This is a genomic window from Deinococcus aestuarii (genome assembly GCF_018863415.1).
Lineage (GTDB): Bacteria > Deinococcota > Deinococci > Deinococcales > Deinococcaceae > Deinococcus > Deinococcus aestuarii.
Map to the genome: position 1 here is coordinate 24604 of NZ_JAHKSN010000002.1, position 24819 is coordinate 49422.

The 24819-nt window shown below is 70.7% G+C and carries 25 protein-coding genes and 1 pseudogene; 15 read left to right on the forward strand and 11 right to left on the reverse strand.

Annotated features, from left to right (window positions below; translation table 11 throughout):
- Window positions 1-263: 263 nt before the first annotated feature.
- The 5 genes from IC605_RS03185 to deoC are packed head-to-tail and all read right to left on the reverse strand — an operon-like array spanning window position 264 to window position 4914.
- Entirely contained in the window at window positions 264-2321 is a 2058-nt protein-coding gene (locus IC605_RS03185; protein WP_216318914.1) for a peptidoglycan D,D-transpeptidase FtsI family protein, read from the reverse strand.
- Window positions 2318-2866: a Rod shape-determining protein MreD gene (locus tag IC605_RS03190; RefSeq protein WP_343216489.1), complete on the reverse strand. Its 549-nt coding sequence runs from the start codon at window positions 2864-2866 to the stop codon at window positions 2318-2320. The genes IC605_RS03185 and IC605_RS03190 overlap by 4 nt, the downstream gene beginning before the upstream one ends.
- Entirely contained in the window at window positions 2863-3645 is a 783-nt protein-coding gene (gene mreC, locus IC605_RS03195; protein ID WP_216318917.1) for a rod shape-determining protein MreC, read from the reverse strand. Before mreC ends, IC605_RS03190 begins: the two co-directional genes overlap by 4 nt.
- On the reverse strand, window positions 3642-4250 hold the full coding sequence (locus IC605_RS03200; protein ID WP_216318920.1) for a Maf family nucleotide pyrophosphatase: 609 nt from the start codon (window positions 4248-4250) through the stop codon (window positions 3642-3644). The genes mreC and IC605_RS03200 overlap by 4 nt, the downstream gene beginning before the upstream one ends.
- 1 nt (window position 4251) lies before the next feature.
- The gene (gene deoC / locus IC605_RS03205; protein ID WP_216318923.1) at window positions 4252-4914 is read right to left on the reverse strand and encodes a deoxyribose-phosphate aldolase; all 663 of its coding nucleotides are present in this window, start codon (window positions 4912-4914) and stop codon (window positions 4252-4254) included.
- A 102-nt stretch (window positions 4915-5016) separates the two neighbouring features.
- On the opposite strand from deoC, the gene prxQ reads away from it, so the two are divergent.
- From prxQ to IC605_RS03220, 3 genes are read left to right on the forward strand one after another with little or no spacing between them, the layout of a single operon-like run.
- Window positions 5017-5511 carry a thioredoxin-dependent peroxiredoxin PrxQ gene (gene prxQ, locus IC605_RS03210; RefSeq protein ID WP_216318927.1) on the forward strand — a complete coding sequence of 165 codons (495 nt, stop codon included), beginning with the start codon at window positions 5017-5019 and terminating at the stop codon, window positions 5509-5511.
- A complete protein-coding gene (gene rpiA, locus IC605_RS03215; RefSeq protein ID WP_216318931.1) occupies window positions 5504-6190 on the forward strand; it encodes a ribose 5-phosphate isomerase A in 687 nt (228 codons plus the stop codon). Before prxQ ends, rpiA begins: the two co-directional genes overlap by 8 nt.
- Window positions 6187-7155, forward strand: coding sequence for a PIG-L deacetylase family protein (locus IC605_RS03220; RefSeq protein ID WP_216318935.1), 969 nt, complete (start codon window positions 6187-6189; stop codon window positions 7153-7155). Before rpiA ends, IC605_RS03220 begins: the two co-directional genes overlap by 4 nt.
- Window positions 7156-7585: 430 nt before the next feature.
- On the opposite strand, the gene IC605_RS03225 is transcribed toward IC605_RS03220, so the two are convergent.
- Entirely contained in the window at window positions 7586-9628 is a 2043-nt protein-coding gene (locus IC605_RS03225; protein ID WP_216318938.1) for a thioredoxin domain-containing protein, read from the reverse strand.
- 111 nt (window positions 9629-9739) lie between these two features.
- Between IC605_RS03225 and IC605_RS03230 the strand changes: the two genes are divergently transcribed.
- On the forward strand, window positions 9740-10648 hold the full coding sequence (locus IC605_RS03230; RefSeq protein WP_216318942.1) for a transglutaminase-like domain-containing protein: 909 nt from the start codon (window positions 9740-9742) through the stop codon (window positions 10646-10648).
- 21 nt (window positions 10649-10669) lie between these two features.
- Here the strand turns inward: IC605_RS03230 and IC605_RS03235 are convergent, their stop codons facing one another.
- Complete coding sequence (locus tag IC605_RS03235) at window positions 10670-11878, reverse strand: cysteine desulfurase-like protein (protein ID WP_216318944.1); 1209 nt, start codon at window positions 11876-11878, stop codon at window positions 10670-10672.
- A 223-nt stretch (window positions 11879-12101) separates the two neighbouring features.
- Between IC605_RS03235 and ybeY the strand changes: the two genes are divergently transcribed.
- The 6 genes and pseudogenes from ybeY to IC605_RS25530 all read left to right on the forward strand — a co-directional run.
- Entirely contained in the window at window positions 12102-12569 is a 468-nt protein-coding gene (gene ybeY / locus IC605_RS03240; protein WP_216318947.1) for an rRNA maturation RNase YbeY, read from the forward strand.
- Entirely contained in the window at window positions 12566-12943 is a 378-nt protein-coding gene (locus IC605_RS03245; RefSeq protein ID WP_216318950.1) for a diacylglycerol kinase, read from the forward strand. The genes ybeY and IC605_RS03245 overlap by 4 nt, the downstream gene beginning before the upstream one ends.
- A gap of 263 nt (window positions 12944-13206) precedes the next feature.
- Window positions 13207-14553, forward strand: a complete 1347-nt coding sequence (locus IC605_RS03250) for a hemolysin family protein (RefSeq protein ID WP_216318953.1) — start codon at window positions 13207-13209, stop codon at window positions 14551-14553.
- Window positions 14546-14980, forward strand: a complete 435-nt coding sequence (gene cdd, locus IC605_RS03255) for a cytidine deaminase (RefSeq protein ID WP_216318956.1) — start codon at window positions 14546-14548, stop codon at window positions 14978-14980. The genes IC605_RS03250 and cdd overlap by 8 nt, the downstream gene beginning before the upstream one ends.
- A gap of 12 nt (window positions 14981-14992) precedes the next feature.
- Window positions 14993-15256, forward strand: a complete 264-nt coding sequence (locus IC605_RS03260) for an AbrB/MazE/SpoVT family DNA-binding domain-containing protein (protein ID WP_216318959.1) — start codon at window positions 14993-14995, stop codon at window positions 15254-15256.
- 83 nt (window positions 15257-15339) lie between these two features.
- Window positions 15340-15669: pseudogene (locus IC605_RS25530) on the forward strand (type II toxin-antitoxin system VapC family toxin); the annotation flags it as partial.
- A 70-nt stretch (window positions 15670-15739) separates the two neighbouring features.
- Here IC605_RS25530 and aceA read toward each other — a convergent pair.
- The 3 genes from aceA to IC605_RS03280 all read right to left on the reverse strand — a co-directional run bounded on the left by aceA (window position 15740) and on the right by IC605_RS03280 (window position 18626).
- Window positions 15740-17035 (reverse strand): isocitrate lyase, encoded by a 1296-nt coding sequence (aceA, locus tag IC605_RS03270; protein WP_216318962.1) that lies wholly within the window; start codon window positions 17033-17035, stop codon window positions 15740-15742.
- 237 nt (window positions 17036-17272) lie between these two features.
- On the reverse strand, window positions 17273-17902 hold the full coding sequence (locus tag IC605_RS03275) for an HAD family hydrolase (protein ID WP_216318965.1): 630 nt from the start codon (window positions 17900-17902) through the stop codon (window positions 17273-17275).
- 61 nt (window positions 17903-17963) lie between these two features.
- The gene (locus tag IC605_RS03280) at window positions 17964-18626 is read right to left on the reverse strand and encodes a hypothetical protein (protein ID WP_216318968.1); all 663 of its coding nucleotides are present in this window, start codon (window positions 18624-18626) and stop codon (window positions 17964-17966) included.
- Between the two features lie 75 nt (window positions 18627-18701).
- Between IC605_RS03280 and IC605_RS03285 the strand changes: the two genes are divergently transcribed.
- Complete coding sequence (locus tag IC605_RS03285; RefSeq protein WP_216318972.1) at window positions 18702-19700, forward strand: DHH family phosphoesterase; 999 nt, start codon at window positions 18702-18704, stop codon at window positions 19698-19700.
- A gap of 62 nt (window positions 19701-19762) precedes the next feature.
- Here IC605_RS03285 and IC605_RS03290 read toward each other — a convergent pair whose 3' ends face one another.
- Window positions 19763-20983 carry a saccharopine dehydrogenase family protein gene (locus IC605_RS03290; protein ID WP_216318975.1) on the reverse strand — a complete coding sequence of 407 codons (1221 nt, stop codon included), beginning with the start codon at window positions 20981-20983 and terminating at the stop codon, window positions 19763-19765.
- Window positions 20984-21171: 188 nt separating this feature from the next.
- On the opposite strand from IC605_RS03290, the gene IC605_RS03295 reads away from it, so the two are divergent.
- The 4 genes from IC605_RS03295 to IC605_RS03315 all read left to right on the forward strand — a co-directional run bounded on the left by IC605_RS03295 (window position 21172) and on the right by IC605_RS03315 (window position 24795).
- Entirely contained in the window at window positions 21172-21459 is a 288-nt protein-coding gene (locus tag IC605_RS03295) for a hypothetical protein (RefSeq protein ID WP_216318979.1), read from the forward strand.
- A gap of 21 nt (window positions 21460-21480) precedes the next feature.
- Window positions 21481-22035 (forward strand): DUF1572 family protein, encoded by a 555-nt coding sequence (locus tag IC605_RS03300; protein ID WP_216318982.1) that lies wholly within the window; start codon window positions 21481-21483, stop codon window positions 22033-22035.
- A 44-nt stretch (window positions 22036-22079) separates the two neighbouring features.
- Entirely contained in the window at window positions 22080-23405 is a 1326-nt protein-coding gene (aroA, locus tag IC605_RS03305) for a 3-phosphoshikimate 1-carboxyvinyltransferase (protein WP_216318986.1), read from the forward strand.
- A gap of 289 nt (window positions 23406-23694) precedes the next feature.
- The gene (locus IC605_RS03315; RefSeq protein WP_216318988.1) at window positions 23695-24795 is read left to right on the forward strand and encodes a PQQ-dependent sugar dehydrogenase; all 1101 of its coding nucleotides are present in this window, start codon (window positions 23695-23697) and stop codon (window positions 24793-24795) included.
- Window positions 24796-24819 lie beyond the last annotated feature (24 nt).

The following is a 24819-nucleotide window of genomic DNA, read 5'->3' on the forward strand; positions in this document are numbered from 1 at the left end:
GTTCGGGGAGGGATTGGGCGGTTACCCCCCTTCCCGGCCTCCCCCACAAGGGGGGAGGAGGAATAGAAAGCTCCAGCGCCTCTAGCCTGCCATCAGGAAAGCTGGAAAAGCTCGCCTCTTCCGGGCCACAAGAGGGGGTATTCTCTTTCGCTCAGCGTGGAGGTGACACACCCCCTCACGCCCTATGTTTTTAGCTCCTCCCCCCTTGTGGGGGAGGCTGGGAGGGGGGTAGCCGCCCAACGCCTCCCAGCCCCCTCCCAGCCCTACTCCTCCTCCGCCCCCGCCTGCTGCGCCGCCTCCCGCTGGGCCCGAACCTTGTAGACCTTGTGCATCTGGTCGAGTTCCCCGGTGCACGGCTGCTGGGCGTCCAGCGGCAGCGCACTCCCCCGCTCGTCCAGCGTGACACACCAGCGCGCGGCGAACATCTTCTTGGCAGCTTTGAGCGCCGGGCCCGAACCCTCTCCCCCGTTCTGGAAGAAGGTGACGACGGCGAAGTTGGGGTTCTCCAGCGGCCCGTAGCCCTCGTACCAGGCGTGGGTGTAGGCGTAGTTGTAGCGGCGCGACAACCCGTTTTCCGCCGTGCCCGTCTTGCCGCCCGTGCGGACGGGGAAGAGCAGCGGGCCGACCTCGTGGCGGGCGGTGCCCGTGCGGATGCTCGTCACCCAGGACATGCCCTCCTTGACGAACTTGAAAATCTCGGTGTTGCCGTTCTTCACCACGCTGACGGCGGGCTTGCGGGCGACGGGCTCGTCTCCGACCGCCTTGAGGACCGTGAGGGGCCGCTTCATCCCGTCGTTGATGATGGTGGACATCACCGAGACGAGCTGGGCGGGCGTGACGAGCACGTCCCCCTGGCCGATGCTCATGTTCAGGCCCGAGCCCTCGTACCAGGGGTGCTCGTTGCTGGTGTAGTCGTCCCGGTCGGGCACGTCGCCCAGCTTCTCGCCGACGAGTTCGAGGCCGGTGGGCGAGCGGAAGCCGAGTTCGGTGGCGCGCGCCTTGAGCTGCCGGGAGTACCCGGTCGGGCCCGCCTTGACCGCCGAGGTGTAAAACCACGGGTTGCAGGAAAAGGCGATGGCCTTGCGCCCGTCCACCGGCCCCAGGCTGTAGGACGCCCAGTTGCGGAAGGCCGCCCGCCCGAAGTAGTACACCGGGGAACAGTTCGTGGTGAAGTTGCCCCACTTCTCCACGAAGGCGATGGTGGAGGTGAGCTTGAACACGCTGCCGGGGTTGTACGCCTGCACCACCCGGTTGCTCGTCACGGCGTCGAGCGCCGCGTCCGGGCGGTTGGGGTCCACCGCCCAGCGTTTCGCCACCGGGTCGGGGCCGGGCACCCGCGAGAACCAGTTGGGGTCGAAGGTGGGGCTGCTCGCCATCGCCAGCACCTCGTTCGTGCGCGGGTCGATGGCGATGACGGCGCCGCGCGCGTAGGGGTCGGGGCGGCCCCCGTGCGCGGCGCGGCCCCGGTTCACGTCGGCGAGCCCCTCGCGCAGCACGGATTCGGCGGCCCGCTGGAGGGTGCTGTCGATGGTGAGGGTGAGGTCTTTGCCCTGGCGCCCGGGGTCGATCACCCGCTCGGTGAGGGGGCGCCCGTTCGCCGTCACCTCGCGGCGGCGCAGGCCGTTCACGCCCGCCAGGACCGATTGCTGGCTGTACTCCAGCCCGGAGACGCCCACCATGTCGCCGACCGTGTAGCCCTCCTCCTCGACCTGGCGACGGTTCGCCTCCAGCACGTACCCGAGGAGGTGCGCGGCCATCTTGCCCTCCGGATAGACGCGCTCGACCCGCTCGCGCAGCTCCAGGCTGGGGACGAGGACCGTGTACTCGTACAGGGCGGCGAGGCGGTCTTGCGGCACGTTGCGGGCGAGGACGGTCGCGGTCTCCTTCTCGGGGTCGGGCTCGCGCGGCTGCCCGTTCACGAGCACGTCGGGCCTGACCCCGGCGAGGGCCTGAATCCGCTCCCAGGCGGGGATGGCCTGGGCGGGGTCTTGCGGGTTGCGCCTGCCGGTGTACACCAGATCGACGGCGAGGCGGTTGGTGGCGAGGAGCACGCCGTCGCGCGTGCGAATCTCGCCGCGCAGGGCGCGCACCACCTCGTCGCGCTGGAAGTTGCTCGCCGACTGCACCGCGAACTCGTCGTGCCGCGTGACCTGAAGCTGGAAGAGCCGCCCGCCGAGCACCGCGAGCCCCAGGCTGAAGCCCAGCGCCAGCAGCCGGACGGGGAGGGCCCCGGCGGCGGAGTGTTCGCCCGCCCGCCTGCGCCCGCCCGCCCTCCGGCGCAGCCGCGAGCGGCGGTCGAAACTGTCCCCGGCCCGGCTCATCCGAGCCCTCGCTGAGACCCGGCGCGCGGCCCGAGAGCCCAGTTCACCACCCGCTCCCAGAGCGGATAGGCGATCAAGGTCGTCAGGAAGGCGAGGGGCACGGTCCGGATCAGTGTATCGGTCGTCACGAGGTCCGATCTGAGCCAGTACGTCAGGAACAGGAAGGCGAGCCACTGCCCCGCCGTGGCCGCGAGAACGGTCACCACCCCCTGGATCACCCCCGAATCCACGACGAGGCGCCGCACGGTCAGGACAAGGAGCACCCCGCCCGCCACCCCCGCCGCGTGCAGGCCCAGCGCCCCGCCGCCGAGCACGTCCTGGGCGAGCCCCACCCCATACGCCCCGAGGAGCGCGACGGTGGGCGAGAGCCGCCACACCAGCGCCACGCCCGTCAGCAGGAAGAGGTTGGGCGGCGGCACGGGCGAGCCGTCGAGGAGCCGGGAGAGGGCACCCTGCACCGTGATCAGGATCAGGGCGTAGAGGACGTACAGCACCGGGCGACCCGGGGTGCCGACCGCGAGCGCGGGCAGGCGGGCGCGCGTCACAACCCCTCCAGCAGGGTCACGTCCTCGACCGCGCCGACGTCCACGGCGGGCTTGACGACGACCGTGCGGTTCACGTCGTTGGGCCCGAGCGGCAGCACCCGCTCGACGGTGCCCACCCGGATGCCGACCGGGTACACGCCGCCGAGGCTGCTCGTGACGAGCACGTCCCCCGGCTTGACGGGCACGCTGCGCGAGAACTGGGCGCGCAACCTATCGGGCGGCAATCCCACGGCGAGGCCGCGCCCGCCCCGGTTCCCCTCTAGGGTGACGCCGACGCTGCTCTCGGGGTCCACCAGGCCGATCACCGTCGCGCGGCGCCCGCTGACCCCCACGACCTGCCCGACGAGCCCGGCGGGGACGGTGACGGGCATCCGCATCCGCACCCCGTCCGCGCTGCCCCGGTTGAGGGTCAGGCGGGCGAGCAGGGGGCTGGGGTCCACCGCCACGACCTGCGCGAGGCCGACGGCGTTGGGCGCCTGGGTCGCGCGAATCTGCACGACCTGCCGCAGCCGGGCGACCTCGCGGGCGAGCAGCTCGTTGCGCTGGGCCAGGGCGTCGTTCTGGCGCCGGAGGGACTGCACCTCCCCCGCGAGATTGCGCTCCTGCACCACGTTCGTGTAGGCCCGGCGCACGTTGTCGGTGGCGGCGAGCACGACGCGGGTGACGGGTGCGGTCGCCGCGCTCAGCGCGGTTGGCGCGACGACCTGGAAGCGGGTGGCGACCATGCTCACGAGCAGAAGCGCCGCGTACAGCAGCAGCAGTTCCCGGAAGCCCCTCACAGCGCCCCGCGCACCTCTCTCACCCCGGCGGCCTCGCCCCAGACGGGGACGCCCGCCTCACGCATCAGGCGGATCACCAGCCCGAGCGGAAAGCCCACCACGTTCGAGTAGTCGCCGTCGATGCGGGAGACGAGCGCCATCCCGACCCCCTGGATGCCGTACCCGCCCGCCTTGTCGAGGCCCTCCCCGGTGCGGGCGTAATGGGCAACTTCGGCGTCGGTCAGGTCGCGGAAGGTGACGTCCGTGCGCTCGACGCCGCCCGCCGTGCCCCCCGGAGAGGCGACGGTGACCCCGGTGTAGACCTGATGGGTGCGGCCCGAAAGCTGCCGGAGAAAGGCGCGGTTCTCCGCCTCATCCAGCGGCTTGGCGAGGAGGGCGCCGTCCGCCGCGACCACGGTGTCGGCGGCGATCACGACCGCGCCGGGATGCTCACGTGCGACGGAAGCCGCCTTGAGCGCAGCGAGGTCGCCCGCCAGCCGCGCCGGGTCCGTCTCGGGACTCTCCTCGTCCGCGCCGCTCACGACGATCCGGAACGTCACGCCGAGGTTGCCCAGCAGTTCGCGCCGCCGGGGACTGCCCGAGGCGAGGATGACATCCGGCGCCACGCTAGTACCCCGCCCCCGTCTGCTCGCCCGCCACCAGGGCCACGCCGCCCGAGGTGCCCAGCCGGGTCGCGCCCGCCTCGATCATGAGCCGCGCGTCCTCGGGGGTCCTCACACCGCCCGCCGCCTTGATCGCCGCCCGGCCCGCGATGACCTCGGCCATCAGGCGCACGTCCTCCACCGTCGCCCCCCCCGTTCCGAAGCCCGTCGAGGTCTTCACGAAGTCGGCCCCGCCCAGGACCGCCGCCTCGGTCGCCGCGCGCTTCTGCTCGTCGTCGAGATAGCAGGTCTCGATGATGACCTTGAGCACCGAGTCGGGAATCGCCCGCCGCACCGCCCGCACGTCGGCCTCCACGGCGTCCCAGTCGCCCTCCAGCGCCGCGCCGATGTGGATGACCATATCCACCTCGTCCGCGCCCGCCTCGACGCTCAGCCGCGCCTCGACCGCCTTCTGCTCGCCCAGGGTCGCGCCCAGGGGGAAGCCGCACACGGTCGCCACCTTGACCCCGGAGCCCTCCAGCTCGGCCACTGCGAGGGGGACGTAAACTGGGTTCACGCAGACGGCGTAGAAGGTATGCTCGCGCGCCTCGGCGCACAGGAGGCGGATGTCGGCGGGCGTGGCGGTCGCCTTGAGCAGCGTGTGGTCGATGTAGGGGGCGAGCTTCACGCGCTCAGAATACGCGCTGGGGGCTAAGAAACGTAAACCGGACTTCATCCGCCGGGTCCAACCTGAACGGTGTGGGGCCACCTTTCCGTTACGCTCTGAGATATGACCCAGGCCACGCCCACCCTCACCCCCGGCGAACCCTTCCCCAGCTTCACCCTCCCCGACGCTGACGGGCGCACCCACCGCCTCGCCGACTACGCGGGCCGCTACGTGGTGCTCTATGCCTATCCCAAGGACGACACCCCCGGCTGCACGCGGGAGGCGTGCGACTTCCGCGACAGCGCCCTCCTCAAGGCCCACGGCGCCGCCATCCTCGGCGTGAGCCGCGACGACGCCGAGAGCCACCGCGCCTTCGGGGAGAAGTACGGCCTGCCCTTCCCCCTGCTGACCGACGAGGACGCCGCCTTCCTGAAGACGGTGGGCGCCTACGGCCCGAAGAACAGCTTCGGCAAGGTGACGGAGGGCGTGCGCCGGGCGACCTTCTTGATCGGCCCGGACGGGAGGCTCGTGCAGGTCTGGCCCACCGTGCAGGTCGAGGGCCACGCCGACGCGGTAGCCGCCGCCATCGACGCCGACCGTCAGGGGCGCGATGCCTGACCTGGAGGGGTTGAAGGAACAGGCCGCGATCCGCGCCGCCCTGCTGGTCGAGAGCGGCATGCGGGTCGGCCTGGGCACGGGCAGCACCGCGAAGTATGCGATCCAGGAACTCGGGCGGCGGCTCGCGGCAGGCGAGGTGAGGAACATCGTGGGCGTGGCGACGAGCGAGGCCTCGGAGGCGCTGGCCCGTGACCTCGGTATCCCGGTCGAGCCCCTCGACCCCCGGCCCCTCGACCTCGCCATCGACGGGGCGGACGAGATCGACCCGGGGCTGAACCTGATTAAGGGCCTCGGCGGCGCCCTCCTGCGCGAGAAGCTGACCGAGGTACAGGCTAGGCGACTCGTCATCATCGCCGACCACACCAAGGTCGTCTCGCGGCTGGGGGAGAAAGCCCCCCTCCCCGTGGAGATCGCGCGCTTCGGCTTCCTCTCGACCATCGAGCGGCTGCGGGCCCTGGGGCTGGGAGGGCGGCTGCGGCAACCCGGCGCCCAGCCGTACGTGACCGACAACGGCAACTACATCTTCGACGCGGCGCTGCCGGAGAGTTTCGACCCCGCCGCGCTGGAACGGCAGGTCAAGGGAACGCTGGGCGTGGTGGAGACGGGCTTTTTCCTGGGAATGGCCGAGCTGGCCTTCGTCGCCTCGCCGGAGGGGGTGCGGGAGGTGCGCCGCCCTTGAGCCGACTGCTGGGGAGGCCACGGCGCCGCCGCCTCTGGGTGGGGGCCGTCCTCCTCGCGGCCCTGTTCGCCGCCTTCGCGATCAACTCGACGGGGGCCCTCAAGCTGCTCTACCCCCGTGCCGTCGCCGAGGTCGCCGCGCTGCCCCCCGCCCCCGGCTACCGGGCGGGTCAGCGGGTGCTGATGGTGAGCCCCCACCCCGACGACGAATCGCTGTGCTGCGCGGGCAATATGCAGCAGGCCCTCGCCGCCGGGGCGCAGGTCTACATCGTGTGGCTCACGAGCGGCGACGGCTTCGAGCTCGACGCGGCCCTGCTCGAACGCACACCCCGCCCCTACGGCCGCGCCTCCGAGTCGCTGGGCAGCGTCCGCATCCGCGAGGCCACCCGCGCCGCCGCCGCGCTCGGGGTGCCCGCAAGTCACCTGTTCTTCCTGGGTTACCCGGACGGCGCCCTCCTGCACATGCTGACGGCCAACTCGTCTGCCCCGACGGTTTCGCCCCACACCGGGGCCACCCGCGTGCCCTACCCGCAGGCCCTCTCGCCCGGCGCCCCCTACACCGCCGCCAGCCTGCGGCGCGACCTGAGCACGGTCCTGGGGCGGGTGCGGCCCGACGTGGTGCTGCTGCCCTCGACCCACGACTTCCACCACGACCACGTGGCGACCAGCCTCGTCACGGCCCAGCTTCTCGCGGCGCGCGGCGAGACGGGCCGCGAGCGGCTCTGGATCGTCCACGGCGGCCTGGAATGGCCCGTGCCCAAGGGCCTGCACGAGGGCTTTCCCCTGCTGATCCCCCCGCGCGGGCGCCACCTCGCCTGGACCCGCTTCGGCCTCACTGGCGGGCAGCAGGACACCAAACTCCGCGCCCTGCGTGCCCACGCCAGCCAGATGGAGGTGATGCCCCGCTTCATGGAGGCCTTCGTGCGCGAGAACGAGCTGATCACGCTGCCGGAGGGGGCGCGGTAGGGGGAGGGTATTGGGGACGCTTCGTTTACCCCCCCTCCCAGCCTCCCCCACAAGGGGGAGGAGCAAAAAGAGCGGCTGTTGACTGGAAAAGGGCGGTAGCGTGGGTCACACGCCCCCTCACCCCGGCCCTCTCCCACGAGGGGAGAGGGAGGAGAAAAGCTTGAGCCTTTCCGCTGTTCAAAACGTCAATGACGCCCCATAAGTGCCGGCGACTAAACGCTCCTGGCCCACGGCCACGTCGGCTCGCGCAGCGAGACGGTGGGTACGTGGCTGGGACGCGACAAGATCAAACATTGCGTTCGGAAAGACCCGTCCACCCGCGCCGCCCGTGTGCCCTTGCTCAGCGCAGCGCCGCTCCCCCTGCCCCCTTTGGGGGGAGGGGGCTGGGGGGTGGGGGTAAACCGTGGCAAGTTGCCCCGCCCCAAAACCCTCACCCCTCCAGCCGCCGAAGCTGCCCCTCCAACACCCCCGGCTCCCGGGTCGGCAGGTCGCACGTATGCCCGACACACACATACGCCGTCCCCCCACCCGGCCGCCCCTCCAGCACAGGCAACCCCTCCCCCCGCTCCGCAGGCGCCAGCGCCGCGAAGGGCAGCGGATACCGCGCCACCACCCGCTCCAGCGGCGCCCTCTCCCCCGCTGTCCCGATTAAGGCCACCTCGACGTGCGGCGCCTCCAGGAAGGCGGCAGCCTGCCACAGCCCACCGAACCCACTTACCGCCGCCAGCATGTCGCTGCGGTAGGTCAGCACCGTCATCCGCGACAGCCGCTCAGCCTCCTCGTCCCCGAAGTAGCGCCCCACCCACAGCCCGAGCAGGGCGGCGGCGGCGTTGTCGCTGAGGACGGCGGAGTCGAAGCCCTGCGCCTGCCGGGTGAGCAGCGTCTCGGCCCTCCCCCCGGTCGAGCGGAAGAGGCCCGCCTCCTCGTCCCAGAAGTCGCGGCGGACGATCTCCCACAGTTCACGGGCCCAGTTCAGGTGCGCGAGGTCGCCGCCCGCCTGGTACAGCGCGATGAGGCCGAGGCCGTACAGCGCGTGATCCTCCAGCAATCCCTCGACCCGCGCCGCCCCGTCCTTGAAGGTGTGGGAGAGGGTGCCGTCTTCGAGCCGCAACCTCTCCCGCACGAAGTCGGCGTTGCGCCGGGCGATCTCCAGGGAGTGCCCCTCCCCCAGGATTCGCCCCGCGTCGGCGAAGGCGGCGAGCGCCAGCCCGTTCCAGGAGGTGAGGACCTTCCGGTCCGTGCCGGGCTGGGGCCGGGCCTGCCGTGCGGCGAGGAGACGGGCGCGGGCGGCGTTTAGGCGGGCGGTGAGGCTCTCCTCAGACTCCCCCAGGTCGCGGGCGAGGGCAGCAGGCGGTGTGGGTACGTGCAGCACGCTCCGCCGCCCGGCATCCGGACGGTGGGGGTCCTCGAAGTTGCCCTCCTCCGTCACGCCGTACACCCGCAGCACGAGGTCGGCGTCCGGCCCCTCGCCCAGCACCGCCCGAATCTCGGCGGGCGTCCAGGTGAAGGTCAGCCCCTCGACCCCCTGGGTGTCGGCGTCCTGGGCGGAGTAAAACCCACCTTCAGGCAACAGCAGCTCCCGTTCCAGGTAGGCCAGAGTCTCACGGGCCAGCCGCGCGAACTCCTCGTCCCCGGTGGACTGATAAGCACGCAGGAGGGTGCGGGTGAGCTGCGCGTTGTCGTAGAGCATCTTCTCGAAGTGGGGGACCAGCCAGCGGTCGTCCACGGAGTAGCGGTGGAAGCCGCCGCCGAGCTGGTCGTAAATTCCGCCGCGCCCCATCAGACGCAGGGTGTGCAGGGCCATGTCACGCCCGCCGAGCTGGGTGAGCAGGAAGTCGAGGGTGGTCGGCGCGGGGAACTTGGGTGCGCGCCCGAAGCCCCCCCGGTCGGCGTCGAACACGCGGCGCAGGTTCTCGACCCCCCGGCGCAGGAAGTCGGCGGGGAGTTCACCCTCCCCCTGACCCGGGCGGGGACGGCTCGCCTCGCGGACGTGTTCGGTCAGCGCCTGGGCGTTGCCGACGATCTTTTCGCGGCCCTCCTGCCAGGTGTGGGCGACGCTGGCGAGGAGGCGGGGGAAGCCGGGCATCCCGTAACGGTCCACCGGCGGGAAGTAGGTGCCCGCGTAGAAGGGTTCGCCCTCCGGGGTCAGGAAGACGGTCATCGGCCAGCCGCCCTGCCCGGTCATCAGTTGGGTGGCCGTCATGTACACCGCGTCCACGTCGGGGCGCTCCTCGCGGTCGACCTTGATGTTGACGAAGTGCTCGTTCATCAGGGCGGCGGTCCGGTCGTCCTCGAAGCTCTCGTGGGCCATCACGTGGCACCAGTGGCAGGTGGAATAGCCGATGCTCAGCAAGACGGGCACGTCGCGCCGCCTCGCCTCGGCGAAGGCTTCTGGGCCCCACGGCCACCAGTCCACCGGGTTGTCGGCGTGCTGGAGGAGGTAGGGGCTGGACTCCCGGGCGAGGCGGTTCATACACGCAGGCTAGCGGGCCGCGCCGGGGGTGTGCCCAGCCGGAGGCCCAAGCTGGTTAAGGAATAGACCACACATCCGGCTCATGGCCGGGGCACGGCACAATGTCGGGGTATGGCCCCGCTCGATGCCCAGACTGAAGTCTCCCCCGCCCCCATCGAGCAGCCCGTGCGCATCCGCGCCGGCTTTTCCCTGACCTTCGACGTGCGCCACCCCACGCCGATGCTGTTCGTGGTGCAGCCCCGCACCCGCCTGGAGCCCACCGGCACCCGCCAGCGTCTCCTCGACGAACGGATGCTGGGGGAGGCGCAGGGCATCCACACCTACACCGACCTGCACGGCAACCTGATCTGGCGCACGCTCGCCCAGCCCGGCGAGTTCGTGATCGGGCACGACCTGATCGCGGAGGTGACGGGCCACCCCGACCCGGTGCTGCCTGGCCTGCGCAAGCATCTCGTCGAGGAGTTGCCCGACGAGACCATCACCTACCTGCTGCCCAGCCGCTACGTGGACAGCGACCTGATCAGCGGCGAGGCGTGGGAGAGGTTCGGACACATCCAGGGCGGGTGGGCGCAGGTGCAGGCGATCAGCGACTTCCTGCAAGACGAGTGCGTGTACGGCTACGGCAGCAACTCGACCACCACCGCCAAGCAGGCCTTCGACAGCAAGCGGGCCGTGTGCCGCGACTTCGCCCACATGGGCGTGGCCTTTTGCCGGGCGCTGAACATCCCCGCCCGCTACGTGTGCGGCTACCTCCCCGACATCGACTTCGACTCGGGCGGCGTGCCGATGGACTTCCACGCCTGGTTCGAGGCCTTCCTCGACGGCGAGTGGCGCACCTTCGACGCCCGCCACAACCAGCCGCGCATCGGGCGGGTCCTCATCGCCCAGGGCCGCGACGCCAGCGACGTGGCCTTTACCACCACCTTCGGCAACGCCCGCCTCACGCGCATGTTGGTCTGGGCCGACGAGGCCCGCCCCGGCGAGACGCTCGACGACGAACCCGCCCCCCGCGTGGATTGAAGAAGACGGGGGATACGCCCTTCAGCCCCCGCGCAGACCAGCGAGCAGCCGCTCCACATCCTCCAGGCCCGTGTAGTGGGCGATGCTCGCCCGCACCACCCCCTCGGGGTAGAGCCCGAGGTCCTTGAGGGGCTGCACCGCGTAGAAGTGTCCCGCCGCCACGTCCACCCCCTGCCGGGTGAGGCGGTCGGCGGTGACCTCCGGCGTCTCCCCCTCCACCCGGAAGGCGACGGCCCCGAGTCGGCCCTCCATCGTCCGGGGCCCGTAGACCGTCACGCCGGGGGTGTCCAGCAGGCCGCCGAGCAGCCGCCCGGCCACGGGCCGCTCCAGCTCCCCGATGCGGGCCGAGGCCGCCTCCAGCGCCGCGCGGGTCAGCGCCTCGCCCCCGCCGAGTTCGCGCAGGTAGTCGAGGGTGCCCAGCCACCCGGCGAGCAGCTCGAACTGCGGCGTGCCGTACTCCAGCCCGGTGATGTCTCCTGGCGGGACGAAGCTCAGGCGCGGCCACGGCAGCGTCGGGCGCAACTCCGGGTTGACCCACAGGGCGCCCAGGTGCGGTCCCCAGACCTTGTAGGGGCTGAAGGTCACGAAGTCGGCGCCCCACGCCCGCACGTCGGGGAAACGGTGCGGGGCCGTGTGCACGGCGTCCACGACCGTCCACGCCCCCGCCGCCTGAGCCTGCGCCGCGACGGCGGGCACGTCCACCGCCACCCCCAGGACGTTGCTCGCCCCGGTCACAGCCACCAGCCGGGTCCGGGGGGTCAGCAGCGCCCCGAGGTCGCCTTGGTGCAGCCGCATCTCCGGCGGCCGGGCGTGCCACACCTTCACCGTCACGCCCACCCGCTCCAGCTCGCGCCAGGGGCTCGCGTTCGCCTCGTGTTCCAGGCCGCCCAGGATCACCTCGTCGCCGGGACCCCACAAGCGGGCGAAGGCGGCGGACAGCCGGAAGGCGAGGGCCGTCGCGCTGGGGCCGAGGGCCACGTCCTCGGGATTGGCGTTCAGGAAGAGGGCGGTGCCCTCCCGCGCCCGGTGTTTGAGGGCGAGCACGTCCCGGCCCGGCCGGTGGCCCGGCAGGGCGTTCGTGGCGCCGTAGCGGGTCAGGTGATCGGTGATCGCCGCGATGGAACGGGTGGGGAGGAGCCCCCCCGCCGCGTTGTCGAGGTACGCGCGGCCCGAGGCGAGGGGCGGGAACTGGGCCCGGAGGGCGGCGAGGTCGGGGAGGGTCAGGGTCATGGGGGGAGTGTATTGCTCGGCGGGGGCACCCTTCACGCTGGGGGACCAGGCCACCGTCCAGCCGCCTGAGACACGGGGGGCCCTCGGGACAGGCACGCCAGCATCACCGCCCGCAGGCGGCGCGCCTCGCCCCCGCACGCGGCCGGAGGGGGCGTCCAATCCTCGGCCCGGCCTCCCCGCGCGGAGGACAACCCCCGCTTCCGTCTGCACTACTCTGGTCCCCGTGATCGACCTCATCGCCCGCAAGACCCCTCCCCCCGGCCTGCGGCCCGCCCTGCGCGCCTCGCTCGCGGCGGCGATGCGGCACTTCGGGGTGGAGGACCGCGAGGTGACCGTCGTGCTCGTGGGTGACCGGACCATCCGTGACCTCAAGCGCGAGCACTGGGGCGAGGACGCGCCGACGGACGTGCTGAGCTTCCCCACCTGGGAGCCGGGCGACCCCTTCGTGCCGCCGCACCTCGGGGACGTCTTCATCAGCCTGGACACGGCGGGGCGGCAGGCGGCGGCGCGCGGGCACTCGCTCACGCGCGAGGTCGCCCTCCTCGCCAGCCACGGCCTGACCCACCTCGTCGGACATGACCACCCCCACGCGGAGGGCCTGGGCTTCGAGGAGGGCGCGACCGGGGAGGAATGGCAGGTCTTCCACGACGCCTGGGAGGCCGCCCGGGCGGCCCTGCCCGCGGACGCGTGAGGCAGGGCGGCTCGGCCCTCTCCCTGCGGCGCTGGTGGCGCTCGGCGGGCTTCGCGTGGGCGGGTCTCGTCTCCAGCTACCGGGTGCAGGCCAACTTCCGCATCGAGGTCTGGGCGGGCGTGGTGGCGGTCGGGCTCGCCCTTTTCCTCCGAGCCCCCCTCGCCCCCATCCTGCTCGCGTGCGCGCTCGTGCTGAGCCTCGAACTCCTGAACACGGCGCTGGAGGCGGTCGTGGACCTCGCCAGCCCTGGCCTGCATCCCCTCGCCAAGGTCGCCAAGGACGCGGCGGCGGGCGCGGTGCTCGTGGCGAGCGGGGGGGCGCTGCTCGTCGGCGTGGCCGTCCTCGGGCCGCCGCTGCTGGCCCTGGTCCGGTAGCCTGCCACGCGTGTTCTCCCGGCAGGCCTGCCGGATGGAGAGCAAAACGCATTCTGCCCCGACCGAAGTGGTATACTCTGTTTTGCTTATGGAGCCTCCCAGTTCTGGCTCTGGTCTGACGCCCGGTGAACTCCGCCTGCGGGCGGCGTTTTTGCTGTGGCCCCCCTACCGGCGACCGACGCCTCGGCCTTGCCCCGTGCGGCAGGAGAGGTGGGCAGCTTGTGCCGCGCGGAACGCCGGGGCGCGATGGAGCGCGCCCATTCATGAATGATCTCCTCGGCATCGTCGCCCTGTTCGTCCTCGTGCTCGTGAACGGATTTTTCGTCGCGGCGGAGTTCGCGCTCGTCAGCGTTCGGCGCACCCGCATCGACCAGCTCGCCGACGAGGGCAACAAGACGGCCCGGGCGACCCAGCGCGCCCTGCACAATCTCGACCTGTACATCGCCGCGACCCAGCTCGGGATCACGATGGCGTCCCTGGGCATCGGCTTCGTGGCCGAGCCCGCCATCGAGCACCTGATCCACCCGCTGCTCGGCGACACCACGCTCACGGAAGGACAGATCACGGCGCTCTCGTTCGGGATCGCCTTCGCGGTGAGCACGGTTCTCCACATCGTCTTCGGGGAACTCGCGCCCAAGAGCTGGGCCCTCCAGCGCAGCGAGCAGGTGTCGCTGTGGGTGACCCGGCCCCTGTTGATCTTCACGACGGTCTTCAAGTGGGCCATCCGGGGCCTGAACGCGATGGGCAACGGCGTGGTGCGCCTCTTCGGGCTGCGGGGCGTGGCCGGGCACCACACCGCCTACTCGGAAGAGGAAATCCGCATGATCGTCAGCGCGTCGAGCCAGGAGGGCGTGCTTGAGGACGACGAGAAAGAACTCGTCTACAACGTCTTCGACCTCTCGGACACGACGGTGCGCGAGATCATGACCCCGCGCATCGACATGGTGGTCGTGGACGGGGCGAGCCCGCTGCGAAGGTTGCTGGAGGTGAACACCGAGCACGGCTACTCGCGCGTGCCCGTGTATCAGGACACCGCCGACAACATCGTCGGGATCGCGCACACCTCGGACATGCTGCGGCACCTGAACGAGCTGGACGAGACGACCATCGCCGACATCATGCGCCCGGTCTTCTTCGTGCCCGAGGGCATGAAGATCAAGGACCTCCTCACCAAGATGCGCGAGAAGAAGTCTCACCTGAGCATCGTGGTGGACGAATTCGGCGGCACCTCGGGGCTGGTGACGCTGGAGGACGCGCTGGAGGAGATCGTCGGCGAGATCTACGACGAGACCGACGAGGACGAGGCGCCGCTGATCGAGGTGCTCGGCGAGGGGCTGTACCTGATGGACGCGAGCCTCACGGTGGGCGAGGTCGAGGAGCGGCTGGGCAGCAACTTGGAAGACGGCGACGGCGAGTACGACACCCTGTCAGGCTTCATGACGAGCCACTTCGGGGACATTCCGGAGGTCGGCCAGAGCTTCTTGCACGAGGGCTGGACCTTCACCGTCGAGGAGGCCGATCAGCGCCGCGTGGTGCGGGTGCGGGTCGAGCGCGCGCCGTACGTGGACGCCCTGGAGCCCCCGGTGCAGGAGGAGAGCCTCCGTGAGTGACGTTCAGCCGACCCCCGACCCGCAACTGCTGGAGGCCGCCCAGACCGCGTTCCGGCAGGCCTACGTGCCCTACAGCCGGTTTCGCGTGGGGGCGGCCCTGCGGACGCCCGATGGGCGGGTCTTCTTCGGCGCCAACGTTGAGAACGCCAGCTACGGCCTGGCCCGCTGCGCCGAGCAAAGCGCCGTGCAGGCGATGGCGACCGCCGGGGCGCGCGAGTTCACCGACCTCGTGGTCTACTCGGAGGCCACGCCGCCCGCCAGCCCGTGTGGGGCGTGCCGCCAGATTCTCTTCGAGTTCAGCCCCGAGGCCCGCGTGGTGTGCGTCAACCAGCACGGCGACGTGGTGAGCGGCCTCGTCCGCGACTTCCTGCCGCACGGTTTCCGGCTGGACCAGCGGGACGACGGGCATGGGGTGGGGACGGAGTAGCTACACTGGGGTATGACCGCTCACCTCCAGATGGACGAGCAGGGCCGGGTCCTGATCCCCCAGGAACTTCGGGAGGCGTTAGGCCTGCGGCCCGGTGAGACATTGGACGCCGAGGTGGAGGGGGGGCGGCTGGTCCTGCGTCCCCAGGTAGCCGAGGCGGAACTGGTGGAGTTCGAAGGCCGTTTGGTCATCATGACCGCGCAGCCGATCAAGGCGGACATCGATCTCGTTGAGGAAATGCGCCAGCAGCGGCTCAGGGACCTCCTCGACCTGTGATCACCGTTTTTGATACCAGCGCTATCGTTGCCGCCAACACCTTAACCCACGAGCAGTTCGGGTAGGCCTCCCAACAGCTCGCACGGGCAGAGCACCCCGCACTTTGTGCTCACAGCCTTGCAGAGTGTTACGCGATCATCACGGCCAGCCCACAGATTCGCCTGCCAGCGGTACAGGCTGTTCGTCTTCTGTCCACCCTCGAGCAAAACTGGACCGTCCTTCTGCTGACCCCAGCCCACTACCTTCGCGCCGCCGAGCGGTGCCGGGACTTGGCCTTACAGGGCGGCGCGATCTACGACACCCTGATCGCTGAAGCGGCACTTCAAGCAGGCGCGTCAGCCCTCGTCACCTTGAACCCCAGGCACTTCCGGCGACTTGGGGCGGATGTGGAACGGCTGGTCATCGCCCCATAAAACGCAGAGGGGGAGAACCTTCCTGGCCCTCCCCCTCTGCCTGTCATGTCTGGCGGCGGGCCGCTTCCCCTCAGTCGTGCGCCGCCGCGAACTGCTGCGCCTCGGTGCTCCCCGCCAGCGCCGTCGTGCTGCTCTGGCCGCCGCCCGCCGCGTTGGCGACGAGATCGAAGTAGCCGGTGCCGACCTCGCGCTGGTGCTTGACGGCGGTGAAGCCCCGGTCCTGGGCGGCGAACTCCTTTTCCTGAAGCTCGACGAAGGCGCTCATCTGCTTGCGGGCGTAGCCGTGGGCCAGCTCGAACATCGAGTAGTTCAGCGAGTGAAAGCCCGCCAGCGTGATGAACTGGAACTTGTAGCCCATCGCGCCCAGTTCGCGCTGGAAGCGGGCGATGGTCTCGTCGTCGAGGTTCTTCCGCCAGTTGAACGACGGCGAGCAGTTGTACGCGAGGAGCTTGCCGGGGAACCTGGCGTGGACGGCCTCGGCGAAGCGCCGCGCGTCTTCGAGGTTGGGAACGCTCGTCTCGCACCAGATCACGTCGGCGTAGGGGGCGTAGGCCAGCGCGCGGCTGATCGCCTGCTCGATGCCGGGGCGGACGTAGAAAAAGCCCTCCGGGGTGCGCTCGCCCGTCGTGAAGGGCCTGTCGTTGTCGTCGATGTCGCTGGTGAGGAGGTTGGCGGCGTCCGCGTCGGTGCGGGCGATCAGGACGGTGGGCACGCCGGACACGTCGGCGGCGAGGCGGGCGGCGTTGAGCGTGCGGATGAACTGGGAGGTGGGCACGAGCACCTTGCCGCCCAGGTGGCCGCACTTCTTCTCGGAGGCGAGCTGGTCCTCGAAGTGGACGCCCGCCGCGCCCGCCTCGATCATCGCCTTCATGAGTTCGAAGGCGTTCAGGGGGCCGCCGAAGCCCGCCTCCGCGTCAGCGACGATGGGCACGAAGTAGTCCACGTCGCCCCTGCCCTCGGCGTGCTGAATCTGGTCGGCCCGCCGCAGGGTGTGGTTGATCCGCCGCACCACGTCCGGCACCGAGGACGCCGGGTAAAGGCTCTGGTCGGGGTACATCTGCCCGGCGTTGTTGGCGTCGGCGGCCACCTGCCAGCCGCTGAGGTAGATCGCCTTGAGTCCCGCCTTCACCTGCTGCATCGCCTGGTTGCCCGTCAGCGCGCCGAGGGCGTTCACGAAGGGTTCTTCCTTCATCAGCCGCCAGAGCTTCTGCGCCCCGTGCTTGGCGAGGGTGTGCTCGACGGGCAGGCTGCCGCGCAGCCGCACCACCTCATCGGCGGAGTAGTTGCGCCGGATGCCCTGCCAGCGCTCCTCGGTCTTCCAGGTCTTTTCCAGAATCTCGGCGTGCGTGCGGGGGGTGGGGGTCATGGTGGGCTCCTAAGGGGTGTGAGAGGCTGTCCTGCCTGTGAGGCAGGTCGGCGGGAACGGCGGTGGGGCGCTCGGCCCCGGTGACGAATGAGGCCATTGTGGGCGAGGCGACCCCGCCGCCGGGGTGGTGTACTCGCGGCGCGGCGGGGTACACCACTTCGGCAGGTACACCACCAGAGGCCACAAAGAGGAATGCCCCACCTCGCCGGGGAGATGGGACGCTGGGAAGGGCGGGGTTCAGACCCTGACGCCCACGCCCAGCCACGCCTCCAGTTCACGCTCGAACTCGGCGTGGCGGTCGTGGTGGTAGAGCAGGCCGTGGAAGCCCGCGACCCGCGCCGCGTCGATGTTCTCTTCCACGTCGTCCACGAAGGCGACCTGGGCGGCGGGCACCCCCATCGCGCCTTGCAGGGCGGAGAAGGCGTCGGGGTGAGGCTTTTTCTGCCGCAGCTCGTTGCTGAAGACCAGGGCGTCGAAGCGGGCGAAGCGCGGGTCGCGGCGCAGGTGGTCGCTGACGACGGGATAGTTGTTGCTCAGCAGGCCGACCCGGACCGAGCGGGGCAGCGCGGCGAGGGTGGCGTACATCGGGAGGTTGTCGTGGACGCTGCCGAGGTACAGGGCCTCGAACTCGTCGTAGGGCAGCCTGACGCCCGTCTCCTCCTGCATGACGGCCCAGAACTGCGGCAGGGTCCACTCGCCGACCTCCAGTTGCCGGACGTGCCGGAAGTAACTCTCCCGCACGCGCTCGACGGGCACACCGCTTCGGTCGGCGACGTTCTGGGTGGAGCGCCCGTCGAAGGTCCCGATGGTGAAGACGCCGCCCCAGTCGAAGGCGACGTGATGGTAGGCCCGGGTCGAATCGGTCATGGGCCGATTCTGGCGCAGCGTTCCTCAACCCGGCAGGCGGCTGTGCAGACGGACGGGCCTCTCAGTCCTCCAGCAGCAGGCCCCGGCGTATCCAGGCGACGACGTTCAGGGCGTGGAGTTCCTGCCAGGCGCGCACCCAGCCGCCCTCGCCCGCCAGTTTGCCGCCGCGACCGTGACGCACCACACTCGCGCGGTGGGCGGTGAGCAGTTCGGACGAGCTGGCTCCGGGCAGGACCCGCACGTCCACCTCCTCGCTGAGGGCGGGGGCGGAGGGCTCGGCGGTCGTGCTCAGGACGCAGGCGACGCCGCTCGCCCGGTCACGCAGCCAGGTCACGGCCTGCACGAGCGGTGGGGCCGGGCGGGGCGAGTCGGGCGTCTCGCTCCAGCGCAGGGCGAAGGCCACGTCGGGGCCCCACAGGTAGGCGCGCAGGTGGCGCGACTCGGGAAGGGTGGGCGCGTAGTACACGCCGAGCGGCTCGGCCCCGCTCTCCCGCAATTCGGTATCGAGGGCGGCGAGCGTGCGGGCCTGCTCAGGCGTGGCCCCCCAGGCGCGTTCCTCCAGGGCCTCGAAGGTCAGGGCCGTGTGGATGGGCGGGCCGGGCAGCGGGCGGCCCTCCAGGCGGGCGCGGTTCACGTCGGGAAGTCTTCCCTGCGCGGCCCCCTCGCCGAGCAGCGTTTCCAGCTCGTCGGCAGTTAGGGCGCAGAGGTTGAGCCGGGCGGGCATCCCGGCAGCATAACGTCGCTCCTGTGCGGGGGAAGGCCCACGGCCACGATTGACCACCCCGCCTATACTCCCGCCATGAATGACGTCGCCTCGAACTACGCTCAGGACGTCGCGGCGGTCGCGGCCAAACTCCAGAACCACCCCGGCCCCCTCGTCGTGCTCAGCCACGAGAACCCCGACGGCGACGCGCTGGGCAGCGTCCTCGGCCTCGCGCGGGCGCTGCGGGCGATGGGCAAGACGGTGATCGCCCCGATGGACGTGCCCCGCTACCTGCGCTTCCTGCCCGAGCCCGGAGAGCTGAGTGAGCCGCTGACCGAATGGCCCGAGAACGCCCTCGCCGCCGTCCTCGACGTGGACAACAACGACCCGGCGCGGGTGGCGGGCGCCGACCTGACCACCTTCACGGGCGGGGTCGTCAACGTGGACCACCACGGCACCAACCGCAGGCAGGCGACGGCGCTGATGGTGGACCCCGCCCAGCCCGCGACCGCGATGATGGTCGCCGACCTTGTGGACGAGTTGGGGGCGCCGTGGTCGGAGGCGATTGCCACCCCCTTGATGCTCGGCATGATCACGGACACGGGCTCGTTCCGCTTCAGTAGCGTGACCCCGGCGACCTTCGAGACCGCCGCCCGGCTCCTTTCTCACGGCGCAAGACTCGGCTGGCTGAACGACCAACTCGGCCAGAACCCGCGCACCTATTACCTGCTGCTGCGCGAGGTGCTGGGCACCCTCGAATTCCTGCACGGCGGGCGGGTGGTCCTCGCCCGGGTGGACGACGCCATGCTCACGCGGGCGGGCGCGAGCTGGGAGGACGTGGAGTCGTACTCGGGTCTGCTGCGCAGCGCGGAGGGCGCCGAACTCGCCGTCATCGCCAAGGACTACGGCGACCGGGTGAAGCTCTCCCTGCGCTCGCGGGGGCCCGTCAGCGCGCAGAACATCGCCGTCGCGCTCGGCGGGGGCGGACATGTCCCGGCGGCGGGGGCGACGGTAGCCCTCTCCTACCCGGAGGTGCGGGAAAAGCTGGACGAGGCGATCAGCGCCGAACTCGCGCGGGTGGACGCGGCGGAATAACCCCCTCCCTCGGAAGAAAGGGGGCGGACCCACGCGGCCACGCCCCCTCTTGACATCCGGCTTCAGTCCAACACGAGCTGAATGCCGCCCAGTTCGTCCACCGGCAGGCCCCACCTGTTCATCCCGGCGATGAAGGGGTCGGGGTCGAACTCCTCGACGTTGTAGACGCCGGGTTTGAACCACGTCTTTTGCAGCATCAGCATCGCGCCGATCATGGCGGGCACGCCGGTCGTGTACGAGACGCCCTGCGCCTGCACCTCGCGGTAGCATTCGGCGTGGTCCTTGACGTTGTAGACGAAGTGGACCTTGTTCGGCTCGCCGTCCTTGCCGATGCCGCGCGCCTGCACGCCGATGCAGGTCTGCCCGGTATAGTTCGCCGCCAGCGACTCGGGGGCGGGGAGCACGGCCTTGAGGAACTCGATGGGCGCGATCTGCTGTCCGCGGAAGTTGATGGGCTCGATGCTCGTCATGCCCACCGCCTCCAGCACGGTGAGGTGCTTGATGTAGGCTTCCCCGAAGGTCATCCAGAAGCGGGCCCGCTTGATGGTCGGGAAGTTGACGACGAGCGATTCGAGTTCCTCGTGGTAGAGGACGAAGCTCTTGCGGGTCGCCACGTTGGGGTAGTAGATGTCCTGCGAGATTTCGAGGGGCTGAGTTTCGACCCACCCGCCGTTTTCCCAGTAGCGCCCGTTCGCGGTGATCTCGCGGATGTTGATTTCCGGGTTGAAATTGGTGGCGAACGCCTTGCCGTGGTTGCCGTTGTTGCAGTCCACGATGTCGAGGTAATGGATTTCCTCGAAGTGGTGCTTGGCGTGGTGCGCCGTGAAGACGTTCGTGGCGCCGGGGTCGAAGCCGCAGCCGAGCAGCGCCATCAGCCCCGCTCTCTCGAAGCGTTCGCGGTAGGCCCACTGCCAGTGGTACTCGAACTTGGCCTCGTCGCGCGGCTCGTAGTTGGCGGTGTCAAGGTAATGCACGCCCGTTTCCAGGCACGCGTCCATGATCGTGAGGTCCTGGTAGGGCAGGGCCACGTTGATGACCAGTTCCGGCTGGAAGGAGCGGATCAGCGCCACGAGTTCGGGCACGTTGTCGGCGTCCACGGCGGCGGTCGTGAACTTCGCCTTGCTCTGGGGGAAGTGCTCGTGAATCTCGGCGACGATCTTGTCGCACTTGCCCACCGTGCGGCTGGCGAGCAGGACCTCGGTGAACACTTCGTCGTTCTGGGCGCACTTCTTGGCGACGACGTTGCCCACGCCGCCCGCCCCGATGATGATGATTCGGCTCATGTCGGGAGCCAGTGTACCCCGTGCCCCCGGTCCGGCCCGGTCACGCCCGCGTCAGATTCGCCGCCCAGAATGACGGCCGAGCGGTCAAGGAGCCCCCCGATGCTTCCCGCTCGTGTCCCCGGGCCGCGCCGTCCCCCTCCTCCTGGCGCGGCCCTTGCCGTTGTGGCCCCTGCGGTAGCCTGCGCGCCATGCGGACCTTCGTGTGGATTCTCGTGGCCTTTCTTGCGCTCGTCGGAATCCTGGTGACCTACTTCTCCTGGCAGGGACGGACAGCACGCGACTACGGGCTGGAGGCCGTGCGGGCAGCGCAGCAACGCGGCCTGACACCGATTACCCCCGCCGGGGTGAACTGCGCCGAGGTGCTGGGCCGTCGGCCGCCCTCCAACGTCGAGCGGTGCGTGGTGCGGGTAGAGAACGGGCGGCTGGCGGCCACGCTGACGCTGGAGGGCGGACGGGTGGCCCGCGTGGCGCCTTGATGGACGGAGTAGGCTCCGGGCATGGACCTTGCAGAGCTGTACCTCTCCGACGTACGCGGGCGGATGCGTGGCGTGAAGGCGCTCGGCGAGGGCGCCCTCGCCCAACTGCGGGAGGACGAGGTGGGCGTGGTGCTCTCGCCGGGCGGGAACAGCGCCGGGGTCCTCGTGCGGCACCTCGCCGGAAATATGCGCTCGCGCTGGGGCGGCCTGCGGTCGGGGTACGCGGCGGGCATGGAAGGCGAGACGGGCAGCCGTGACCGGGATGCCGAGTTCGAGGAGAGCGAGCTGAGCCTGACCGAGTTGCGCGCCGAGTGGGAGGACGGCTGGGCCGTGTTTCTGGACGCCCTGGACCATCTAGGGCCCGCCGACCTCACCCGGACGCTGACCATCCGGGGCGAGGCGCATACCGTGCTGGCGGCCATCCAGCGCCAGGTGGCGCACTACAGCGGGCACGTCTACCAGCTCGTTTTCCTCGTCAAGACTTTGCGCGGGGAAGGGTGGGAGACGCTGAGCATTCCGCGCGGCGGGTCGGCCAGCTTCAATGCCGGGATGCGGGGGCGGCACGGCTTGTCTTGAAGCCTCGTCCTTCTCGTGGACGGCACGGCGCTAGCCTCCTCTCCATGACCCAAGGCGGCCTGCCCGAACGCTTCGACGTGATCGTCCATCCCGCCCGCGAGTTGCGCGGGGAATTGCGGGCACAGCCGAGCAAGAACTACACGACCCGGTATCTCCTCGCGGCGGCCCTGGCCCAGGGAGAGACCCGCGTGGTCGGCGTGGCGACGAGCGAGGACGCGGAGGCGATGATTCGCTGCCTGCGCGACTGGGGCGCGGGCGTGGAGCGGCTCGGGGAAGATGCCGTCGTGCGTGGCTTCGGCGCCCATCCCCGTGCGGGCGTGACCCTCGACCCCGGCAACGCGGGCGCCGTCGCCCGGTTCCTGATGGGGGTCGCGGCGCTGACCGAGGGCACGACTTTCGTCACCGACCACGCCGACTCGCTGGGTCGGCGGCCACAAGGTGATTTGTTGGAGGCGCTGGAGCGGCTGGGAGCGCGGGTGACCAGCCGGGACGGCAAGTTGCCCGTCACGATCAGCGGCCCGGTGCGCGGCGGGCTGGTGCAGGTCGGCGCGGAACGCTCCAGCCAGTACGCCTCGGCGTTGATGTTCCTCGCGCCATTGCTGCCGGACGGGCTCGATCTGAGGCTCACGGGCGAGATCAAGAGCCACGCGCCGCTGCGGCAGACCCTCGACACCCTCGCGGCGTTCGGGGTCACGGCGAGCGCGAGCGCTGACCTGAGCCGCGTCACCATCCCCGGCGGGCAGACGTACCAGGCGGGCCGCGTGCTCGTGCCCGGCGACTACCCCGGCAGCGCGGCGATCCTGGCCGCCGCCGCCCTCCTCCCCGGCGAGGTGACGGTCACGAACCTGCGGGCGAACGACCTCCAGGGCGAGCGCGAGGCCGTGGACGTGCTGCGCGAGATGGGAGCCGACCTCGTGCACGAGGGGGACCGGGTGACCGTGCGCGGCGGGCGGCCCCTGCACGCGGTCACCCGCGACGGGGACGGCTTCACCGACGCCGTGCAGGCCCTCACCGCCGCCGCCGCCTCGGCGCAGGGCACGACGACCTGGGAGAATGTGGAGACGCTTCGCCTCAAGGAATGCGACCGCATCAGCGACACACGGCGGGAACTGGAGCGGCTGGGGGTGACGGCGGGCGAGACAAGAAACAGTCTGACCGTGACGGGCACGCCGCGAATCCCCGGTGGGGTCACCGCCGACGGGCACGGCGACCACCGGATGATCATGCTGCTCACGTTGCTCGGCCTGCGGGCGGAGGCGCCCGTCCGCATCACGGGCGCGCACCACATCCGCAAGAGCTACCCGGAGTTCTTCCAGCACCTGGAGGAGCTGGGGGCGCGGTTCGGGTACGCGGAGACGGGGGCTCAATGAGCCGGGAGGCTGGGCCGTCTTCCCTCCCCTCCAGCCAGCCGCTCGTGCCGCCGCTGTTCTTCCCACCGCTGCTGCTCGTCTGGGCGCCTGGCGTTCTTGTGGTTCCGGGACACGCACCCGCAGAGGGCCCGCGGTATCGCGGGTGTGGGCCTGACCTTCTCGCAGGCCGTCCTGCTCGTGGTCCTAATCGCCGCCCTCGTTCAGCTCGCCGCCGGAATGCCCGGACGGTTCTGACCCGCCCTCATCCTCCTCCCCGTCTGTTCTCACCCCGGTATGCTCGACTTTTTTCATGCTGAGCAGAACGAAAGGGTGGCTGGTCGCGGCTGGCCTGCTCCTCGCGGGCGGGGCGGGGGCGCAGACGCCGGACCTCCAGGTGCCGGACGGCTTCAAGGTGACGGTCTTCGCCGAGGGCTTCGGGCAGCCGCGCTTCATGGCAGTGGCGCCGAACGGGGACGTGTTCGTGTCGGACCCGCGCGCCGGGACCGTGACCGTGCTGCCCGACCGGGACGCGAACGGGCGGGCCGACGGCAAGACGGTCTTCGCCTCGGGCCTTAACCGTCCGCACGGCCTCGCCTTCCAGAACGGGGCCCTCTACGTGGCGAACACGGACGGGGTGGTGCGCTTCGCCTACCAGACGGGCCAGACGAGGGCGAGCGGGGCGGCGCAACAGATCGTCAGCCTGCCCCCCAACGGCGGGCACTGGACACGCACGGTCGTCTTCGGGCCGGACGGGAAGATGTACGTCTCGACGGGCTCCACCTGCAACGTCTGCGAGGAGGGCGACAAGCGCCGCGCCGCCGTGTGGGTCTACGACGCGGACGGCAAGAACGGCAAACCCTACGCGACCGGCCTGCGGAACGCGGTCGGCCTGGAGTGGTACGGCGGCGCCCTCTACGCGACCAACAACGGGCGCGACATGCTCGGGGACAACATTCCGCCCGAGGGCTTCTACCGGACGAAGGCGGGCGGCTTCTACGGCTGGCCGTACTGCTACACGACGCGGCCCGGCCAGCCCCAGGTGTGGGACAAGGACTTCGGGCGCAAAAACGCGAGCGTGTGCGGGGGGGCCACACCCGCCTTCGCCCTGACGACCGCGCACTCGGCGCCGCTGGGCCTGACCTTCTACGACGGCCAGACCTTTCCGCAGAATTACCGGGGCAAGATGTTCGCCGCCCTCCACGGCTCGTGGAACCGCAGCACCAAGAGCGGCTACAAGGTCGTGACGGTCGACCCGCAGACGGGCAAGGTGACCGACTTCCTGACGGGCTTCCTGCGTGGGCAAAACGTGCTGGGCCGCCCGGTGGACCTCGTGGTGGCGCGGGACGGCTCGCTGCTGCTGACCGACGACGGCGAGGGGCGGGTCTACCGCATCCAGTACACCGGGGGCTGACCGGAGGGGCGCGGGACTGGACGG

Coding starts and splice junctions, on each gene's coding strand:
- IC605_RS03275 (WP_216318965.1), bottom strand. CDS start 17,902: ATGACCGATTCGACCCGGGCCTACCATCACGTCGCCTTCGACTGGGGC.
- IC605_RS03235 (WP_216318944.1), bottom strand. CDS start 11,878: ATGACCCTGACCCTCCCCGACCTCGCCGCCCTCCGGGCCCAGTTCCCG.
- IC605_RS03250 (WP_216318953.1), top strand. CDS start 13,207: ATGAATGATCTCCTCGGCATCGTCGCCCTGTTCGTCCTCGTGCTCGTG.
- IC605_RS03300 (WP_216318982.1), top strand. CDS start 21,481: ATGGACCTTGCAGAGCTGTACCTCTCCGACGTACGCGGGCGGATGCGT.
- aroA (WP_216318986.1), top strand. CDS start 22,080: ATGACCCAAGGCGGCCTGCCCGAACGCTTCGACGTGATCGTCCATCCC.
- IC605_RS03280 (WP_216318968.1), bottom strand. CDS start 18,626: ATGCCCGCCCGGCTCAACCTCTGCGCCCTAACTGCCGACGAGCTGGAA.
- IC605_RS03230 (WP_216318942.1), top strand. CDS start 9,740: ATGGCCCCGCTCGATGCCCAGACTGAAGTCTCCCCCGCCCCCATCGAG.
- IC605_RS03315 (WP_216318988.1), top strand. CDS start 23,695: ATGCTGAGCAGAACGAAAGGGTGGCTGGTCGCGGCTGGCCTGCTCCTC.
- IC605_RS03285 (WP_216318972.1), top strand. CDS start 18,702: ATGAATGACGTCGCCTCGAACTACGCTCAGGACGTCGCGGCGGTCGCG.
- rpiA (WP_216318931.1), top strand. CDS start 5,504: ATGCCTGACCTGGAGGGGTTGAAGGAACAGGCCGCGATCCGCGCCGCC.
- IC605_RS03260 (WP_216318959.1), top strand. CDS start 14,993: ATGACCGCTCACCTCCAGATGGACGAGCAGGGCCGGGTCCTGATCCCC.
- IC605_RS03295 (WP_216318979.1), top strand. CDS start 21,172: ATGCGGACCTTCGTGTGGATTCTCGTGGCCTTTCTTGCGCTCGTCGGA.
- IC605_RS03225 (WP_216318938.1), bottom strand. CDS start 9,628: ATGAACCGCCTCGCCCGGGAGTCCAGCCCCTACCTCCTCCAGCACGCC.
- IC605_RS03185 (WP_216318914.1), bottom strand. CDS start 2,321: ATGAGCCGGGCCGGGGACAGTTTCGACCGCCGCTCGCGGCTGCGCCGG.
- aceA (WP_216318962.1), bottom strand. CDS start 17,035: ATGACCCCCACCCCCCGCACGCACGCCGAGATTCTGGAAAAGACCTGG.
- IC605_RS03290 (WP_216318975.1), bottom strand. CDS start 20,983: ATGAGCCGAATCATCATCATCGGGGCGGGCGGCGTGGGCAACGTCGTC.
- prxQ (WP_216318927.1), top strand. CDS start 5,017: ATGACCCAGGCCACGCCCACCCTCACCCCCGGCGAACCCTTCCCCAGC.